The organism is Streptomyces sp. NPDC021020 (assembly GCF_044333285.1).
GTDB lineage: Bacteria > Actinomycetota > Actinomycetes > Streptomycetales > Streptomycetaceae > Actinacidiphila.
The window spans coordinates 235,835-253,064 of sequence record NZ_JBIRQQ010000008.1 but is presented as its reverse complement, the minus strand read 5'-3'; the positions used below and the strand labels follow the sequence as shown (position 1 = coordinate 253,064).

12 protein-coding genes are annotated in these 17,230 nt (G+C 74.5%); 7 read left to right on the top strand and 5 right to left on the bottom strand.

Annotation, left to right across the window (positions count from 1 at the left end):
- The first annotated feature begins 53 nt into the window (after positions 1-53).
- Positions 54-908 (top strand): siderophore-interacting protein, encoded by an 855-nt coding sequence (locus tag ACH4SL_RS24860; protein WP_398449190.1) that lies wholly within the window; start codon positions 54-56, stop codon positions 906-908.
- 66 nt (positions 909-974) lie between these two features.
- Here the strand turns inward: ACH4SL_RS24860 and ACH4SL_RS24855 are convergent, their stop codons facing one another.
- Genes ACH4SL_RS24855 through ACH4SL_RS24845 form a run of 3 tightly spaced genes read right to left on the bottom strand, consistent with a single transcriptional unit; the run spans position 975 to position 3,564 of the window.
- A complete protein-coding gene (locus ACH4SL_RS24855; RefSeq protein WP_398449188.1) occupies positions 975-1,754 on the bottom strand; it encodes an ABC transporter permease in 780 nt (259 codons plus the stop codon).
- Positions 1,751-2,785: an ATP-binding cassette domain-containing protein gene (locus tag ACH4SL_RS24850; protein WP_398449186.1), complete on the bottom strand. Its 1,035-nt coding sequence runs from the start codon at positions 2,783-2,785 to the stop codon at positions 1,751-1,753. The genes ACH4SL_RS24855 and ACH4SL_RS24850 overlap by 4 nt, the downstream gene beginning before the upstream one ends.
- Complete coding sequence (locus ACH4SL_RS24845) at positions 2,785-3,564, bottom strand: helix-turn-helix transcriptional regulator (protein ID WP_398449629.1); 780 nt, start codon at positions 3,562-3,564, stop codon at positions 2,785-2,787. The genes ACH4SL_RS24850 and ACH4SL_RS24845 overlap by 1 nt, the downstream gene beginning before the upstream one ends.
- A 279-nt stretch (positions 3,565-3,843) precedes the next feature.
- On the opposite strand from ACH4SL_RS24845, the gene ACH4SL_RS24840 reads away from it, so the two are divergent.
- A complete protein-coding gene (locus ACH4SL_RS24840; RefSeq protein WP_398449184.1) occupies positions 3,844-5,373 on the top strand; it encodes an amino acid permease in 1,530 nt (509 codons plus the stop codon).
- Between the two features lie 392 nt (positions 5,374-5,765).
- Here ACH4SL_RS24840 and ACH4SL_RS24835 read toward each other — a convergent pair whose 3' ends face one another.
- Positions 5,766-6,428, bottom strand: a complete 663-nt coding sequence (locus ACH4SL_RS24835) for a TetR/AcrR family transcriptional regulator (protein ID WP_398449182.1) — start codon at positions 6,426-6,428, stop codon at positions 5,766-5,768.
- A 145-nt stretch (positions 6,429-6,573) separates the two neighbouring features.
- On the opposite strand from ACH4SL_RS24835, the gene ACH4SL_RS24830 reads away from it, so the two are divergent.
- The 5 genes from ACH4SL_RS24830 (at position 6,574) to ACH4SL_RS24810 (ending at position 14,244) form a co-directional block, all read left to right on the top strand.
- Positions 6,574-7,377 carry an urea amidolyase associated protein UAAP1 gene (locus ACH4SL_RS24830; RefSeq protein WP_398449180.1) on the top strand — a complete coding sequence of 268 codons (804 nt, stop codon included), beginning with the start codon at positions 6,574-6,576 and terminating at the stop codon, positions 7,375-7,377.
- Positions 7,377-8,003, top strand: a complete 627-nt coding sequence (locus ACH4SL_RS24825; RefSeq protein WP_398449178.1) for an urea amidolyase associated protein UAAP2 — start codon at positions 7,377-7,379, stop codon at positions 8,001-8,003. Before ACH4SL_RS24830 ends, ACH4SL_RS24825 begins: the two co-directional genes overlap by 1 nt.
- Positions 8,000-11,563 carry an urea carboxylase gene (uca, locus tag ACH4SL_RS24820; RefSeq protein WP_398449176.1) on the top strand — a complete coding sequence of 1,188 codons (3,564 nt, stop codon included), beginning with the start codon at positions 8,000-8,002 and terminating at the stop codon, positions 11,561-11,563. The genes ACH4SL_RS24825 and uca overlap by 4 nt, the downstream gene beginning before the upstream one ends.
- A 255-nt stretch (positions 11,564-11,818) precedes the next feature.
- Entirely contained in the window at positions 11,819-13,447 is a 1,629-nt protein-coding gene (locus ACH4SL_RS24815; RefSeq protein WP_398449174.1) for an allophanate hydrolase, read from the top strand.
- Positions 13,448-13,668: 221 nt separating this feature from the next.
- The gene (locus ACH4SL_RS24810) at positions 13,669-14,244 is read left to right on the top strand and encodes a hypothetical protein (RefSeq protein ID WP_398449172.1); all 576 of its coding nucleotides are present in this window, start codon (positions 13,669-13,671) and stop codon (positions 14,242-14,244) included.
- Positions 14,245-14,260: 16 nt separating this feature from the next.
- Here ACH4SL_RS24810 and ACH4SL_RS24805 read toward each other — a convergent pair whose 3' ends face one another.
- Entirely contained in the window at positions 14,261-17,098 is a 2,838-nt protein-coding gene (locus tag ACH4SL_RS24805; RefSeq protein WP_398449627.1) for a DEAD/DEAH box helicase, read from the bottom strand.
- Positions 17,099-17,230 lie beyond the last annotated feature (132 nt).

The following is a 17,230-nucleotide window of genomic DNA, read 5'->3' as shown; positions in this document are numbered from 1 at the left end:
GTCGGGGTTAGGCTTGCCTAAGTAGCAAGGTCTCCGGCAGAGAGCGGGTTCCCATGGCAGAGCGACCGGCACGCAGGACTCCGCGGGCACGGCACGCCACGGTGGTGCGCACCGGGCGGGTCACCCCGCGGATGGTGCGCGTGGTGCTGGCCGTCGATCCCGCGGACCGTCCGGACATCGGCGCCTTCACCGACCACTACGTCAAGCTCGTCTTCCCGCCCGAGGGCGTGGAGTATCCGCGGCCGCTGGACATGGAGGCGGTACGCCGCGACCTGCCGCGCGAGCAGTGGCCGCGGACCCGGACGTACACGGTGCGGGCCTGGGACCCGGAGGCCGGTGAGATGACCCTCGACTTCGTGCACCACGGCGACGAGGGCCTCGCCGGGCCGTGGGCGGCGGCCGCCCGGCCCGGTGACGGCATCGACTTCATGGGCCCCGGCGGTGCCTACGCGCCCGACCCGGCCGCCGACTGGCATCTACTGGCCGGGGACGAGAGCGCGCTGCCGGCCGTCGCGGCGGCCGTCGAGGCGCTGCCGCCGGGCGCGCCCGCGAAGGTCTTCGTCGAGGTGGCGGGTCCGGAGGAGGAGCAGAAGCTGGAAGGCGCCGGCTCCGGCGACGTCGAGGTGGTCTGGCTGCACCGCGGCGGGCGGCCGGTCGGCGAGGCGCTGGTCGCCGCCGTGACCGGGATGGCCGTGCCCGAGGGCGATGTGCAGGTCTTCGTGCACGGCGAGGCGGGCTTCGTCAAGGAGCTGCGCCGCTTCGTCCGGCTGGAGCTGGGGGTCCCGCGCGAGCGGCTGTCGGTGTCGGGCTACTGGCGGCGCGGCTCGGACGAGGACGGCTGGCAGTCGTCCAAGCGGGAGTGGAACGCCGAGGTGGAGCGCGAGCAGGAGGTGGGCGACCGGCCGTAGCGACCCCAACAGGCGGGCGCTGCCGGTCGGTTGACCGGCAGCGCCCGCCTGCGTCTCCTCCCGGCCTCAGACCGAGCGCTGGTAGGAGCGGAAGGTGCGGGTGGACAGCCACACCGCGGCGGCCGCGAGGGCGAGCAGCGCGCCGCCCCGGCCCAGCACGACACCCCAGTGGGGATCCGCGGACATCGCCGAACGGCTCGCGACGAGCGCCCAGTTGACGGGGTTGAAGTCCGCGACGTGCCGCATCCAGGACGGCATCAGGCCGGGTGCCATGAAGGCCGAGGAGAGGAAGGTCAGCGGCAGCAGCAGGAAGGAGTTGATGCCGATGATGCTCTCGCGCTGCCGCACCAGCATGCCGATCGCGTTGGACGCGGCGCCGAAGACCGTACCGAGCAGCACCGACGCGGCCAGCAGCACCAGTAGTCCGCCCGCGCCGCCCGGGTAGTCGGCGCCGCCGAGCTTGCCGAGCAGCACGATCAGCACCGACTGGGCGGCCGTACTGAGGCCCTGCTGCACGACGTTGGCGTTCATCAGCGCCGCCCGGCTGACCGGCGTGGTCAGGTAGCGGTTGAGGGTGCCGCGCTCGATCTCCTCCAACGTGCCCATGCCGGCCCACATGTTGGAGGACACCGCGCTCATCACGACGACGCCGGGCACGAGGTAGTCGAGGTAGGACCCGCTGCCGAAGCCGGGGAGTTCGACGACCTTGCGGAAGAGGGAGCCGAACAGGAAAAGCCAGATGACCGGTTGGACGAGGGTGATGACCAGGACGACCGGCTGGCGCATGATCGCGGTGAGGTGGCGCCGCGTCATGTACCAGGTCTGGTAGGCGGTTTCGGTGCTCATGCGGCCTTCTCCCCCGTGTCCGTGCCGGTGTCCGTCACTGCGCCCGCGCCGTCCCGGCCCGCGTCGGCCTCGGCGAACCGACGCCCCGCGTACCGCAGGTAGACGTCGTCGAGCGAGGGCCGGGCGACGGTGACGGACGCCACCGCCGCGCCCTGCTGCTCCAGCGCGGCCAGCACTTGCGGTACGGCGGCGGGTCCGTCGTCGGTACGGGCGCTCAGCCGCCGCCCGTCGACGGCCACCTCGCGCACCGCGGTGAAGGCGCCGAGCGCGGTGGCCAGCAGCCGGGCGTCCACCTCGCCGGGCGCGTCGCGCAGCTCCACGTGGACGGCGTCGCCGTGCAGCTCGCCCTTCAGCTCGTCCGGGGTGCCCTCGGCGACGACGCGGCCGCGGTCGACGATCGCGATCCGCTCGGCGAGCCGGTCGGCCTCCTCCAGGTAGTGCGTGGTCAGCAGGATGGTGAGGCCCTCGTCCCCGGCCAGCCGGGATATCTCCTCCCACATCGCGCCGCGCGCCTCCGGGTCCAGCCCGGTCGTCGGTTCGTCGAGGAAGAGCACCTGCGGCCGGTGGACGAGGCCGAGCGCCACGTCCAGCCGGCGCTGCATGCCGCCGGAATACGTCCGCACCTGGCGCCCGGCGGCGCCGGTCAGGTCGAAGCGGTCGAGCAGTTCGTCGGTGCGGCGGCCCAGTTCAGGGCCGCGCATCCCGTACAGCCGCCCCTGGAGCAGCAAATTCTCCCGCCCGGTGGCGACCGGGTCGGCGCCGGACTTCTGGGCGACGACGCCGATCGCGCGGCGGACGCGGTCCGGGTGGCGCAGCGCGTCGTGCCCGGCGACCAGGGCGGTGCCGGAGTCGGGGCGGGCGAGCGTGGTGAGGATCTTGACGGTGGTGGACTTGCCGGCGCCGTTGGGGCCGAGCAGTCCGAAGACGGTGCCCGCGGCGACGGTGACGCCCATGCCGTCGAGGGCCGTCACCCCGCCGGGGTAGGTCTTGGTGAGCCCGGCCGCTTCGACGGCGGGCGCTGCGGTGGTCATCAGGGGGTTTCCTCCGGTTCGGATGCGGCGGGGGCCGCGGCGGGCCGGGTGCCGGGGTCGGCGGGGCGGGCGGCCGCGCCGGCGTCGGCGCCCGTCCCGGCTCCGGCCTCCGCCTCTGCCTCTGCCTCCGCGTCGCGGAACTGCTCTTCGAAGCGCTGCCAGTCCTCCGGCAGGGCGCCCGTGTCGTGCCAGGCGCGCCACTCGTCCAGGCCGGACAGCCGGCCCTCGGCCACCTCGGCGAGCAGCTCGCGGATCCAGGCGGCCTCCGCCTCGCGCATACGGGCCTGGTATTCGGTCTCGATCAGGAACAGCCGCGGCAGCTCGGCGCCCAGCTTGGCCAGCACCCCGCGCAGCGCGGCGGCCTGCACCTCCTGCGCCCCGGCGCGTTCGGCGAGCAGCTCGGCGGCCTCGTCCGGGTGCAGGGCGCCGATCAGCGAGAGCGCGGCCTCGAAGCCGGGGTACTCCTGCGCGGGCACCGCGACGAGGTCGGCGAGCCAGTCGTGGGCCTCGGTGCGGCCCGCCTCGGTGAGGCCGTAGAGCGTCCGCTCGGGCCGGTTGCCCTGCCGCTGGACGCCCGCGACCTCGACGAAGCCGTGCTTCTCCAGGTTCTGCACCACGGTGTAGAGGGAACCGTAGTTGATCTTGATGCTGTGCTCCTTGCCGCGCTGCCGCAGCAGCCGGGCGATCTCGTACGGGTGCATCGGCCGCTCGCCGAGAAACACCATGACCGCCAAGGCCAGCGGGTTGGACAGCTTGCGCCGTTTCGCCACCGCGTTCATCCCCGTCATCACTTGCTGCCCGTTGCCGTATATCCGTCGCCGAACATATCGCGTTCGACGAGTGCGAGCAAGACGATGTATCGCGAATTTCGACGGCAGCGTATATCGCGAGTCACCGCTCCGGCGGCGGGCGGGAGGGGGTCGTACGGAGGTGTGCGGCGCGCGTGAGCACTTCGGCCCGCGACGGACACGGCCGTGTGATGCGGCGGAAACACCCGGTGCCTAATTTCTGTCGCCCGACAGGAACACCGGACGAAACACCCGACAGGGAGCCCGGCCATGACCACCAGCAGACCGCCCGCCACCCAGGTGCGGCCACCGCAGGACGTGCGGCCGCCCACGCCCGCCACCGGCCCGGGCGGCGACACCGCCGGGCTCGCCGACTTCGGCTACCGCCAGGAACTGCACCGCAGCCTCGGCCGCTACGCGTCCTTCGCCGCCGGCTTCTCCTTCATCTCCGTCCTGACCACGGTCTTCCAGTTCTTCGCCTTCGGCTACTCCTTCGGCGGCCCGCGCTTCTTCTGGACCTGGCCCGCCGTCCTGATCGGCCAGCTCCTGGTCGCCGCGTGCTTCGCCGAACTCGCCGCCCGCTACCCGATCTCCGGCGCCGTCTACCAGTGGTCGAGCCGGCTCAGCAACGCCGTCTTCGGCTGGTACGCGGGCTGGATCATGGTCCTCGGGCAGATCGTGGTCGTCGCGGCGGCCGCGCTCGCGCTCCAGGTGGTGCTGCCGGCCGTCTGGTCCGGCTTCCAGATCATCGGTACGGACACCTCGCCGCTGTCGTCGGACGGCGCGGCGAACGCGGCGCTGCTCGGCATCGCGCTGCTCGCGCTCACCACCGCGGTCAACCTGCTGGACAACAAGGTCATGTCGGTGGTCAACCGGGTCGGCGTCACCGCCGAGATCGTCGGCGCGGTGCTCATCGTCGTCCTGCTGCTCACGCACGCCGACCGCTCGCCGTCCGTCACCGTGCACAGCGGGGGCGGCGGATCCGCGCTGCTGGTCGGGTCGTTCGCGGCCGCGTACGTGATGATCGGCTTCGACAGCGCGGGCGAGATGAGCGAGGAGACCCGGCATCCGCGGCGGGTCGCGCCGCGCACCATCCTCACCGCGCTCGCGGCGGCCGGGGTGCTCGCCTCGCTGCTGGTGCTCGCGGCGCTGCTCGCCGCGCCCAGCCTCACCGACGGGCGGCTCGGCACGGACGGGCTGTCGTACGTCCTGACCAGCCGGCTCGGCGACGGGCTCGGGCGGGTGCTGCTGTGCGACGTGGCGCTCGCGGTGGCCGTCGCGACGCTGGCGATCCAGACGTCCGCGACGCGCATGCTCTTCTCGATGGCGCGGGACCGGGCGCTGCCCCTGTCCCCCGCGCTCGCCCGGGTCTCACCGCGCACCGGGCAGCCGCCCGTACCCGCGCTCGTGGTCGGCGTCCTCTCGGCGGCGCTGCTGCTCATCGCGTTCGCGTCGCCGGACGCGTGGCTGGCGATCGGCACGACGTGCATCGTCATGCTGTACCTGGCGTACTCGATGGTGACGGGCCCGCAGCTGCTGCGCCGGCTGCGGGCGCCGCTCCCGCCGGTGACGGACGAGTCCGGCGCTCCCGCGTTCTCGCTGGGCCGCTGGGGAATCCCGGTCAACGCCGCGGCCCTCGTGTACGGCCTCGCGATGACCGTGAACCTCGCCTGGCCGCGGGCCGCCGTCTACGACCCGACGGGCGGCCACTGGTACTTCCGCTGGTTCACCCTCCTCTTCCTCGCCGCCGCACTCGCCCTCGGCGCGACCTTCCGCGCCTTCCGCCGCGCCTCTTCTTGAGCGGGGTCCGCTCCGAGCTGCCCCTTGCGGTGAGCTGCGCGACCGTCCGCCGGTGGGGGCTGGTCGCGCAGTTCCCCGCGCCCCTAAAAACGCTCACCCCACGCAGCGAGGGCAACCACCAGGGGCGCGGGGCTGTATTCGATATGCGGCTGGCGCCGCGCGGGCGCGCTCAGCCCCCACCGGGGGAAAGGCACCATGCCACGCCAAGTGGCAACCACCTCAGGGGCGCGGGGAACTGCGCGACCAGCCCACCACCGGCAGAAGGTCGCGCGGACCACCGCAAGGGGTACCCCGGAGCGAAAGGGGCGCGGGGAACTGCGCGAGCAACCACCCACCTGCGGACGGTTGCGCCGGCCACCGCAAGGGGCAGGGACGGCGCGTACCCGGCAAGCTCAGGGGCAGCCGGAAACGCAGCCGGCGACGCGGAGGGCCGCATCCGCCGTCGCGGAGGGGAAGTCCGCGCCCGCGCGGTCGCGGGGAGCGAGGATCACGCCCTCGATCAGGGCGAAGAGCAGGTCCGCGCGCAGCGCGAGGTCGTCCGGGGGGAGGGCGGCGCCCACCGCGGTGGCGGCCAGCAGGGCCCCGTAGGCCCCCCGCAACTCGCCCCGCGCGCAGCGGAACGCGGTGAACCGCTCCGCCCGCACCTCGGGCAGCAGATAGAGGGCGCCGAGGTTGTGCGGCCCGGCGCACAGCAGCTCGACGTCCGCGCGGCACAGCTCCCACAGCCGCCGCTCCGCGGGGCGTTCCCCGTCGGCCAGCAGCGAGCGCGCGAGGGCCAGCGACGGGGTGACCGTGCCCTCCAGCAGCTCCGCGAGCAGCTCCTCCTTGCCGCTGACGTAGTGGTACATGGTCGCCTGCCGCATGCCCGCCCGCTCGGCGACGGCCCGCGTGGTGGTGGCGGAGTAGCCGCGGGTGGTGAACAGCTCGCCCGCGGCGGCGAGCAGCTCCTGGCGCGGGGTGAGCCCGGTGTCGGGGCGGGCCTGCGCCCGGGGCCGCCCGACGCGCCGCCCGCGCTCGCCCCTGCCGCCGCCGGCGCCCTGCTCTGTACCGCTCACGCCGCGATCGTCGCACAGCCGCGGTCCTCCCACCGCGCCGGGCGGTCCCGGTGAGCAGCCGGTAACCCGGGCGCAACGCGCGGGCAATCGCCCGGAATCCGCTCCCGCCTAATTTCTGTCGCACGACAGAAACTGGAGGTGCGGCGTGGCGGCACGGGCGACAGGGACGACGTACGGCGCGCGCGACCACGCGCGGGCCCAGCAGGGGCGGCGGTCGGCGGCGATGCCGCTGGTGCCGGCGCCGGACGGGCTGGTGTGGGCGGAGACGGTCGCGGGCGGCAACTACACGCACAAGGCGCTGGCCCGCGGCACCGAGCTGCGGCTCGCCGACCCGACCGGCACCGCGTGCGCACACGTGCTGCTCTTCGCCACCGGCAGCCCCTGGGAGCGGCTGAACGTCGCCGACACCGTGAAGGTGCAGTGGAACGCCTACCTCGGCGCGGGCCGGCTGCTGCTCTCCGACCAGGGCCGGGTGCTGGCCTCACTGGTGGCCGACACCAGCGGGCGACACGACACGCTGTGCGGTACGTCCACGGTCGTACGCAACACCGCGCGGTACGGCGACGGTTCGCCGCAGGGCGGCACCCCGGCGGGGCGGGAGCTGTTCAAACTCGCCGCCGCCAAGCAGGGGCTGGAGCCGCGCGACCTGCCGCCCTCGCTGTCGTTCTTCCAGGGCGTGCGCGTGGAGCCCGACGGCACGCTGGAGTTCACCGGTTCCGCGGGACCGGGCACGGCGGTGACGCTGCGCGCGGAGATGCCGCTGACGGTGCTGCTGGCGAACGCGCCGCACCCGCTGGACCCGCATCCGTCGTACGTGTGCGGCCCGTTGGAGGCCACCGCCCGGCCGGGCCGGCCGACCGGGCCGGGCGATCCGCTGTGGGACGACACCCCGGAGGGCCGCCGCGCCTTCCAGAACACCGCAGAGCACCTGACCGCGAAGGGGCTGTGATGACCTCCGAGACCTCCGTGCGGACCGCGACCGTCGCCGCCCGCGCCCCCTGGTCCGCGGTGATCCCCGGCGGCGCGCTGCTGACGATCACCGACCTGCACGGCAACCAGGCGGTGGACTTCCTGGTCTACGACGCCGCCGACACCGCCGTCCGCTACAGCGCGCCGGACACGATCCAGGCGCAGGGCGGCATCTTCCTGACCACCGGCAGCGTCCTGATGTCCAACGAGCACACCCCGCTGATGACGGTGACCGCCGACGGGTGCGGCGGGCACGACACGATCGCCGGGGCCTGCTCGAAGGAGTCCAACACCCTGCGCTACGGCCACCACACCTGGTCGCAGCACGCCTGCGCCGACAACTTCCTCGCCGAGGGCGCCCGTTGGGGCCTCGGCAAGCGCGATCTGGTCAGCAACATCAACTGGTACATGAACGTCCCCGTCGAGGACGACGGCACCCTCGGCATCGTCGACGGCCGCTCGGCCGCAGGGCTCGCCGTGACCCTGCGCGCCGAGCGCGACGTGCTGGTGCTGGTCTCCAACTGCCCGCAGATCAACAACCCCTGCAACGGCTTCGACCCGACGCCGGTGCTGATGACGGTCACCGCCCCGGGGGCGACGCGATGAGCTTCGACACGCTTCTGGTCGCCAACCGCGGCGAGATCGCCGCCCGCGTGCTGCGCACCGCGCGCCGCATGGGCCTGCGCACGGTCGCGGTCTTCTCCGACCCCGACCGCGGCGCCCCGCACGTCCATCTCGCCGACACCGCCGTGCGGTTGGGGCCCGCTCCCGCCAAGGAGAGCTACCTCGACGCGGACGCCGTGCTCGCCGCCGCACGCGAGAGCGGGGCGGGCGCGGTGCACCCCGGCTACGGATTCCTGTCGGAGGACGCGGACTTCGCACGCCGCTGCGAGGCCGCCGGACTCGTCTTCGTCGGCCCCGAACCGCGGCATCTGGAGGTCTTCGGCGCCAAGCACACCGCGCGGGACGCCGCGCAGGCCGCCGGGGTGCCCATGCTGCCGGGCACGGGGCTGCTGGCGGACCTGGACGCCGGGCTGGCCGCGGCCGAAGGCCTCGGCTACCCGGTGATGCTCAAGGCCACCGGCGGCGGGGGCGGCATCGGCATGCGGGCCTGCCGCACCCCCGCCGAACTGGCCGCCGCCTGGGAGCCGGTGGAGCGCGCCGCCGCCGCGGGCTTCTCGTCCGCCGGGCTCTTCCTGGAGCGCCTGGTGGAGCGCGCCCGGCATGTCGAGGTGCAGGTCTTCGGCGACGGGCGCGGCGGGGTCACGGTGCTCGGCGACCGCGACTGCTCCCTCCAGCGGCGCCACCAGAAGGTGCTCGAAGAGGCCCCGGCGCCCGGCCTGCCCGGCCATTTGCGGGAGCAACTGGCCGAGAGCGCCCGCGCGTTGTGCGCCTCGGTCGGCTACCGCTCGGCCGGAACGGTGGAGTTCGTATACGACGCGGCACGCGAGGAGGCGTACTTCCTGGAGGTCAACACCCGCCTCCAGGTGGAGCACCCGGTCACCGAGGAGACGTACGGCGTCGACCTCGTGGAGTGGATGCTGCGGCTGGCCCGCGACGGCGAGGCGCCCGCCGCGGCGCCGGAGCCGTGCGGCCACGCGGTGGAGGCGCGCGTCTACGCCGAGGACCCCGCCCGCGGCCACCGCCCCAGCGCCGGGCTGCTCACCCGGGTGGAATTCCCGCCGGACGTACGGGTGGACACCTGGGTCGCGACCGGCACCGAGGTGACCACCGCCTACGACCCGATGCTCGCCAAGGTGATCGCGTACGGCGCCGACCGGGAGGAGGCGCTGGCCAAGCTCGCAGGCGCGCTCGCGGCCACCCGCATCGACGGAATCGAGACCAACCTCGGACTGCTGCGGGCCGCACTCGCCGAACCCGCGCTGCGCGCCGCCACCCACCACACCGCGACGCTGGAGGGCGTCACGGACGCCTCGCGGCGGATCGACGTGGTACGGGCCGGCACCCTCACCACCGTGCAGGACTGGCCGGGCCGCACCGGGCTGTGGCACGTCGGGGTGCCGCCGTGCGGGCCGATGGACGACCTGTCCTTCCGGCTCGGCAACACCGCGCTGGGCAACCCGGAGGGCGCCGCCGGGCTCGAATGCACCCTCCAGGGACCGGCGTTGCGCTTCAGCCACACCACCACCGTGTGCGTCACGGGCGCATCCGCTCCCGTCACCGTGGACGGCGCGCCGGTGCCGCAGTGGGAGCCGGTCACCGTGCCGGCCGGCGCCGTGCTGGACGTCGGCGCGCCGCACGAGGCAGGCCTGCGCACGTACTTGCTGGTCGCCGGCGGGCTCGACGTGCCGCCCTATCTCGGCAGCGCCGCGACGTTCACCCTCGGCCGCTTCGGCGGGCACGGCGGGCGGGCCCTGCGCACCGCCGACGTACTGCACGGCGGCGCCGCCACCGCGGACGGCACGCCCGTCACACCCGCCCGGCGCCCCGCGATCGGCACCGCGTGGGAGATCGGCGTCGTCGAAGGACCCCACGCGGCACCGGAGTTCTTCACCGAGCAGGACATCACCGACTTCTACGCGGCCAGTTGGAGCGTGCACTTCAACTCCGCCCGCACCGGTGTCCGGCTCGTCGGCCCCAAACCGCGCTGGGCGCGCGCCGACGGCGGCGAGGCGGGCCTGCACCCGTCCAACATCCACGACACGCCCTACGCGGTCGGCGCGGTCGACTTCACCGGCGACATGCCGGTGCTGCTCGGCCCCGACGGGCCCTCGCTCGGCGGCTTCGTGTGCCCGGCCACCGTGGTGACCGGACAGCGCTGGAAGCTCGGCCAGTTGCGGCCCGGCGACACCGTGCGCTTCGTGCCCGTCACCGAGGACGCGGCCGCGGGTCTGCGCGCGGCGCCCGCCGCGGCACCGGTCGCGTGCCGTCCGGTGCTCGGCGACGGCGGTGTCCTCGGCCGTACCGAACCCGGCGACGGCAGCCCCGCGGTGACGTACCGGCGCAGCGGCGACGCCAACCTGCTCGTCGAATACGGCCCCATGCAGCTCGACCTGGCGCTGCGCATGCGGGTGCACGCGCTCGCCGAGCACCTCGCCGAGCGGCGGCTGCCCGGCGTCGTCGACCTCACGCCCGGAATCCGCTCGCTCCAGATCCACGTCGACCCCGACGTGCTGCCCACCGGCAAGCTCCTCGACCTCGTCCGCGAGGCCGAGGACCAACTCCCTCCGACCGAGCACCTGGTGGTGCCCAGCCGCACCGTGCACCTGCCGCTGTCCTGGGACGACCCCGCGACCCGCGAGGCCATCTCCCGCTACATGGCGGGCGTCCGCGACGACGCGCCCTGGTGCCCGTGGAACATCGAGTTCATCCGGCGGGTCAACGGGCTCGACTCCGTCGACGACGTCTACCGCACGGTCTTCGACGCGGAATACCTGGTGCTGGGCCTCGGCGACGTCTACCTCGGGGCGCCCGTCGCCACGCCGCTCGACCCGCGGCACCGGCTCGTCACCACCAAGTACAACCCGGCGCGCACCTGGACGGCGGAGAACTCCGTCGGCATCGGCGGGGCCTACCTGTGCGTCTACGGCATGGAGGGGCCCGGCGGCTACCAGTTCGTCGGCCGCACCGTCCAGGTCTGGTCCGGGCGGGACGCGGCGGCGGGCGTCGCCGAACCGTGGCTGCTGCGCTTCTTCGACCGGATCCGGTGGTATCCGGTCGAGGCCGACGAACTCCTCGACCTGCGGGCCGACATGGCGGCGGGGCGGCTGCGACTGCGGGTGGAGGAGGGCGAGTTCGCTCTCGCGGAGCACCAGCGCTTTCTCGCGCGGAACGCGGAGTCGATCGAGGGCTTCCGCGCCCGGCAGGGGGCCGCCTTCGCGGCGGAGCGGGCGGCCTGGGAGGCCGCCGGCGAATTCGCGCGGGCCGACTCCGCGGGGGCGGCTCCCGCCGCGGGGCCTGCGGAGGGGGTTGCCGTGCCGCCGGGCGGCTGCGCGGTCGAGGCGGAGCTGGCGGCGGGGGTGTGGCGGGTCGCCGTCCGCGAGGGCGACTGCGTCGCGGCGGGGCAGCACGTCCTCACGCTTGAGGCGATGAAGATGGAGTCCCCGGTGGTGGCGCCCGTCGCCGGCCGCGTGGCCTCGATCCACGTCGCGCCGGGTGACCAGGTCTCCCCCGGCGCTACTCTCCTGACCCTGGCTCCGCTGTGACCGTCCCCCCAGCCCTCCGGGCTGCCTCTGACGGTATCCCGCGGGACCTTCCCCCGGCGGGGGGCTGGTCGCGCAGTTCCCCGCGCCCCTGGTGGGTTGCCCCGCGCCGCAAACGCAGCCCGGGTGGTTGCCCTCACGTGGGAGGGCGAGCGTTTTTAGGGGCGCGGGGAACTGCGCGGCCAGCCCACCTCGGGCAGAAGGTCGCGGCACCCACCGCAAGTCGCACCCCCGAAGCGAAAGGTCCGGAGAAGGAGAATGAGCAGAGCTCAGGCGCGCGTCGGCGCGGCGTATCGGGAGATGGAGCGGGCCCGCAGGGCTGACGTGTGGATCGCGTTGCGGCCGGAGGAGGAGGCCGCCGCGGACGCGCGGGAGGTGGACGCCCAGGTCAAGGCGGGGGCCGCGCTCCCGCTGGCGGGCACGCTGCTCGCCGTCAAGGGCAACATCGACGTCGCCGGGCTGCCGACCACCGCCGGCTGCCCCTCGTACGCCTACGTGCCGGAGCGCGACGCCCCCGCCGTGGCGGCCCTGCGCGCGGCCGGCGCGGTCGTGCTGGGCTCCACGAACATGGACCAGTTCGCGACCGGCCTGGTCGGCACCCGCAGCCCCTACGGGCCCGTACCAAGCGTGCTCGCACCGGAGCGGATCGGCGGCGGGTCGAGTTCGGGATCGGCGGCGGCCGTCGCGCTCGGCTTCGCCGACATCGCGCTGGGCACGGACACCGCGGGCTCGGGCCGCGTCCCCGCGGCCTTCCAGGGCATCGTGGGCCTCAAGCCGACGCCGGGCCTCGTGCCGACCGAGGGCGTCGTCCCGGCGTGCGCGAGCCTCGACTGCGTGAGCGTCTTCGCCAGTACGCTGCCGGAGGCCCGCCGGGCTCTCGCGCTGCTGGCGAGCCCCGTCCCGCCGCCGCGCCGCCCGGGCCCGTGGCGGGTCGCGGTCGCGCGCCCCGAGCAGCTCGGCGAGCTGGACGACGGCTGGGCGGCGGCGTACGAGGCGGCCGCCCGGCGGCTCGCGGCGGCCGGCGCCGAGCTGCGGACGATCGACCTGGCCCCGTTCAGCGAAGCGGCAGCGCTGCTGTACGGCGGCGCGTTCGTCGCGGAGCGCTACACGGCGGTGGGCGCGTTCGTGGAGCGGGGCGGCGCGGACCTCGACCCCACCGTGGCCGGCATCATCCGCGCGGCGCGCGACATCCCGGCGTACCGCCTCGTCGCCGACCGCGACCGGCTCGCCGTCCTGCGCGGGCGCGCGACCGCCGAGCTGGGAAGCTGCGACGCGCTGCTCCTGCCGACCGTCCCCGGCCACCCGACGCTCGCGGAGGTCGCCGCCGACCCGGTGGGCACCAACACCCGGCTCGGGCGCTTCACCAACTCGGCGAATCTGCTCGGCCTGTGCGCGGCCGCGGTGCCGGGCGGCACGGTGCGGGGGCGGCCCTTCGGGGTGATGCTGCTGGGCCCGGCGGGCGCGGACGACCGGGTCGCGGAGATCGCCGCGCTGCTCCAGCCGCCGGTGCGGCTCGCGGTCGTGGGCGCGCATCTGTCCGGCCAGCCGCTCAACGGGCAGCTCCTCGCGCTGGGCGCCCGCCTCGCGGAGACGACCGCCACGGCGCCCGCCTACCGCCTGTACGCGCTGGACACCGTGCCGCCCAAGCCGGGCCTGGCGCGGGTCGCGGAGGGCGGCGCGCCCGTCGAGGCCGAGGTGTGGGAGCTGTCCCCGGCGGCTCTGGGTACGCTGGCCGCGGCCCTCCCCCGCCCGATGGCCCTGGGCCGGGTGACCCTGCGCGACGGCACCGAGGCGACCGGCTTCCTCTGCGAGCCCGCCGCCCTCACCACGGCCCCGGACATCACCGCCTACGGCGGCTGGCGCGCGTACCTGTCCCGTACGCCCTGAGCCCGCCGGCGCCCGCGCCCGTACGCCCTGCCCCCGCCGGTACGGACCGCGCCGCGCCCGCGCGCTCACGGCCCGACCCCCGCCGCTACGGCCCCGCGCCGCGCCCGCGTCCGTACGCCCACCGGCCGTGGGCGCCGGCCCGCGGCCCTGCGCTGGGAGGTTCGTCCCCCGCATCCGTACACTGGCGCGACCACAGGCATCCGGGAGAGGACACCCGCCCCATGCGTCACCGCACCGCCCTCACCGCTGTCGCGCTCGGCGCGGCGCTCGCCGCCACCGCGCTCAGCGGATGCTCGTCGGATTCCTCCGACAAGAAGTCCGACGACGCGAAGGCCCCCTCGACCAGCGCCTCCACCGGCACCGGCGCCGCGTCCGGCGGGAGCAGCGCGCCCGCCGACAGCAGCAGCGCGCCCGCGAAGCCCGCGGGGAAGGTGTCGGGGCACCTGGACTTCACCGGGGCGGCGACCGGCGGGGCCGACTTCACCGGCGGGGTGGTGTGCGAGGTCAAGGACGGCAAGCTCATCGGGGTGACGACGCCGGACGTGCTGGCGAAGAAGCAGATCTTCCCGTCCTTCATCGCCACCACGGCCGACAGCCCCGCGCAGGTGGCCCTCTTCAACACCCCGGACGGCACGTCGTACTCCGGGCGGGTGGCGAAGTCGCAGGGCGTGACCGCGCAGAAGTCGGGCGACACCTGGACGGTGACCGTCGACGGCCTGCAGATCGCCAAGGACTACAGCGGCGCCGGCGCCATCGTGACCCTCAAGGGCTCCCTGACCTGCACCCGCGTGAGCTGACCGGGCGGGGCCGCGGTCAGCCCACCGACGAGTACGCCACGACCCCCCGCAGCAGGCCGTCCACGGCCTTGCGGGCGGTGCGCCGGACGGGGCTGCCCTCCGGGGCGGCCTCGCTGATCTGGCCCAGGACGTCGATGAGCTGCTTGCACCAGCGCACGAAGTCCCCGGCGGGCATGTCGGCGTCGCCGAGGACCGCGTCCAGGCCGTGGCCGGAGGCCCAGCGGTAGGCCGGCCACGCGAAGCCGAGGTCGGGCTCGCGCTGGCCGACGCCCTCGGTCTGGTTGATCCGGTGATCCTCCTCCAGCGCGTCGAGCCGGCCCCAGATGCGGACCATCTCGGCGAGCGCGGCCCGCGCCTCGCCGCTGGGCAGCTTGGGCGCGACCGCGTCGTCGGCCTGCCGGGACTCGTAGACGAGGGCGGAGGCGCACGCGGCCAGCTCCGCCGGGTCCAGCCCGTCCCACACGCCGTCCCGCAGGCACTCGCTCGCCAGCAGGTCCAGCTCGCCGTAGAGGCGGGCGAGCCTGCGGCCCTCGGGGGTCACCTTGTCCCCCTCCAGATAGCCCAGCTCCGCGAGCACCGCGCACACCCGGTCGAAGGTGCGGGCGATGGTGTTGGTGCGGCCCTCGATGCGGCGCTCCAGCTGCTGGGTGTCGCGGCGCAGCCGGTGGTAGCGCTCGGCCCAGCGGGCGTGGTCCTCGCGCTCGTCGCAGCCGTGGCAGGGGTGCGCGCGGATCGCGGCGCGCAGCCGCAGGATCTCGGTGTCGTCGGCCGCGGCCGACCGCTCCTTGCGGCGGTGGTGCGCGGGGGCCGCCCAGCCCGCCGTCCCGGCCTTGCTGCGCATCGCCGAGGCGAGGTCGCGGCGGGACTGCGGGCTGCGCGGGTTGAAGGACTTGGGGATGCGCATCCGGTCCAGCGCCTCGACGGGCACCGGGAAGTCCAGCTGCGCGAGCCGCTTGACCTGCCGCTCGGCGGTGAGCACGAGCGGGCGCGGCCCGTCGTGGTGGACGCCGTCGCGCGGGATGTGCCCGGCGGCGCGCCCGCCGGGGATGCCGGGCTCCAGCACCAGCGCGAGCCCGGCGTACTTCCCGGCGGGGACGTGGATGATGTCGCCCGGCCTGAGCTTCTCCAGCGCCTCGGTCGCGGCGGCGCGGCGCAGCGAGGCGCCCTGCCGCGACAGGTGCGCCTCGCGCTCCTTCAGCTCGCGGCGCAGCGCCATGTACGCGTCGAAGTCGCCGAGGTGGCAGGTCATCGACTCCTTGTAGCCGTCGAGTCCCTCCTCGTTGCGCTGCACCTGCCGGGAGATGCCGACGACGGAGCGGTCGGCCTGGAACTGCGCGAAGGACGTCTCCAGCAGCTCCCGCGAGCGGTGCCGCCCGAACTGCCCGACGAGGTTGACGGCCATGTTGTACGACGGCTTGAACGACGACCGCAGCGGGTAGGTGCGCGTACCGGCCAGGCCCGCGACGGCGCCGGGGTCGAAGCCGCGCTGCCACAGCACCACGGCGTGGCCCTCGACGTCGATGCCGCGCCGCCCGGCGCGCCCGGTGAGCTGGGTGTATTCGCCGGGGGTGATGTCGGCGTGGGTCTCGCCGTTCCACTTCACGAGCTTTTCCAGCACCACCGAGCGGGCCGGCATGTTGATGCCGAGCGCGAGCGTCTCGGTGGCGAAGACCGCCTTGACCAGGCCGGCGGTGAAGAGCTCCTCGACGACCTCCTTGAAGGCCGGCAGCATGCCCGCGTGGTGCGCGGCGATACCGCGCTCCAGGCCCTCCAGCCACTCGAAGTAGCCGAGGACGTGCAGATCCTCGTCGGGGATGGAGCGGGTGCGCTCCTCGACGACCGCCCGGACCCGGGCGCGCGCCTCGTCGCTGTTGAGCCGCAGCCCGGCGTACAGGCACTGCTGGACGGCGGCCTCGCAGCCGGCCCGGCTGAAGATGAAGGTGATGGCGGGCAGCAGGCCCTCGGCGTCGAGGCGGTCGATGACCTCGGCGCGGCTGGGCGTCCAGACCCGGCTGCGGGCGCGCCGCTCGCGCTCCCGGTCGGCCTCCCGGCCGCGTTTGGCGCGCGGGTGGTAGGTGCGCTGGTTCTCCATCCGGGCCAGCCGCTCCAGGTCGGCGTTGACCTCGCGGCGGCCGCGGTTGCCGATGGCGGCGGGGGTGCCGTCGGCCTTCTCCTCGAAGAGGTCGTACATCCGGCGGCCGGCCAGCACGTGCTGCCACAGCGGGACGGGGCGGTGCTCGGAGACGATGACCTGGGTGTCGCCGCGTACGGTGTCCAGCCAGTCGCCGAACTCCTCGGCGTTGGAGACGGTCGCGGACAGCGACACCAGGGTCACGGACTGCGGGAGGTGGATGATCACCTCTTCCCACACCGCGCCGCGGAAGCGGTCGGAGAGGTAGTGCACCTCGTCCATGACCACGTAGCCGAGGCCGTCGAGGGCCGCGGAGCCCGCGTAGAGCATGTTGCGGAGCACCTCGGTGGTCATGACGATCACCGGCGCGTCGCCGTTGACGCTGTTGTCGCCGGTGAGCAGGCCCACCTTGTCCGTGCCGTAGCGCTTGGCCAGGTCGTTGTACTTCTGGTTGGAGAGCGCCTTGATCGGGGTGGTGTAGAAGCACTTGCGGCCCTCGGCGAGGGCGAGGTGGACGGCGAACTCGCCCACGATGGTCTTACCGGAGCCGGTGGGGGCCGCGACCAGCACGCCGCTGCCCGCCTCCAGCGCCTTGCACGCCTCTATCTGGAACGGGTCGAGGCCGAAGTCGTACAGGCCGCGGAACTGCGCGAGTGCGGTGGCGTTCTCCACGGCACGGCGGCGGCTCGCGGCGTAGCGTTCGGCAGGCGACATCTGCGACATATCGTCGGAGAGCTCGCCGTACATCTCGTCGGACTTCTCGTCTGTCATCTCGCTCCTGAGCCTACCCAACGGGACTGACACACCGCGTGATCTTTATCTCCGGGTGAACCGGGGAATCCCCCCCGCCGAGCG

What these genes read in the sequence shown, in the direction of transcription:
- ACH4SL_RS24840 (WP_398449184.1), top strand. Translation starts at nt 3,844, where the DNA reads ATGACCACCAGCAGACCGCCCGCCACCCAGGTGCGGCCACCGCAGGAC.
- ACH4SL_RS24810 (WP_398449172.1), top strand. Translation starts at nt 13,669, where the DNA reads ATGCGTCACCGCACCGCCCTCACCGCTGTCGCGCTCGGCGCGGCGCTC.
- ACH4SL_RS24860 (WP_398449190.1), top strand. Translation starts at nt 54, where the DNA reads ATGGCAGAGCGACCGGCACGCAGGACTCCGCGGGCACGGCACGCCACG.
- ACH4SL_RS24815 (WP_398449174.1), top strand. Translation starts at nt 11,819, where the DNA reads ATGAGCAGAGCTCAGGCGCGCGTCGGCGCGGCGTATCGGGAGATGGAG.
- ACH4SL_RS24845 (WP_398449629.1), bottom strand. Translation starts at nt 3,564, where the DNA reads ATGAACGCGGTGGCGAAACGGCGCAAGCTGTCCAACCCGCTGGCCTTG.
- ACH4SL_RS24855 (WP_398449188.1), bottom strand. Translation starts at nt 1,754, where the DNA reads ATGAGCACCGAAACCGCCTACCAGACCTGGTACATGACGCGGCGCCAC.
- ACH4SL_RS24805 (WP_398449627.1), bottom strand. Translation starts at nt 17,098, where the DNA reads ATGTCGCAGATGTCGCCTGCCGAACGCTACGCCGCGAGCCGCCGCCGT.
- uca (WP_398449176.1), top strand. Translation starts at nt 8,000, where the DNA reads ATGAGCTTCGACACGCTTCTGGTCGCCAACCGCGGCGAGATCGCCGCC.
- ACH4SL_RS24825 (WP_398449178.1), top strand. Translation starts at nt 7,377, where the DNA reads ATGACCTCCGAGACCTCCGTGCGGACCGCGACCGTCGCCGCCCGCGCC.
- ACH4SL_RS24850 (WP_398449186.1), bottom strand. Translation starts at nt 2,785, where the DNA reads ATGACCACCGCAGCGCCCGCCGTCGAAGCGGCCGGGCTCACCAAGACC.